General features: G+C 47.7%; 1 protein-coding gene. It reads left to right on the top strand.

The window, feature by feature from the left end:
- Window positions 1-405 (top strand): cell wall-binding repeat-containing protein (locus ACTD9P_RS30180; protein ID WP_438870508.1); only part of this gene is annotated, 405 nt, incomplete at both ends.

Genomic DNA, 405 nt, shown 5'->3' with positions numbered 1-405 from the left:
AAATACGGCCGTACGAAACGGATCAGCGGAAAAAACAGATATGATCTGTCCAAAAATATTGCGGCCGAAATGGGCAGCTATGACCAGGCGGTCGTAGTAACGGGGGATGTATATACGGATGCGCTGGCAATCGCGCCATATGCCGCGCAAAACGGCTATCCGATTCTTCTGACGAAAAAAGACTCCCTTCCGAGCTACAATCTGCCTAAAAAAGTGATCATCATGGGAGGCACTTCAAGCGTCAGCAAAGATGTGGAGAATCAAATTAAAAAGAAGGCCTCGGTCACCAAACGAATTACCGGATCAAACAGATATCAAATATCAGCAAACGCAGTCACTTCGCTTGGCATGGATGCAAGCAAAACGGTGGCTGCCAACGGGACTAAATTAGCGGACATCGTAGTC

The sequence above is a fragment of the Pseudomonas onubensis genome, assembly GCF_965653655.1.
Classification (GTDB): domain Bacteria; phylum Pseudomonadota; class Gammaproteobacteria; order Pseudomonadales; family Pseudomonadaceae; genus Aquipseudomonas.
The sequence above is the reverse complement of the archived record's forward strand: the minus strand, read 5'-3'. Positions and strand labels throughout refer to the sequence as shown.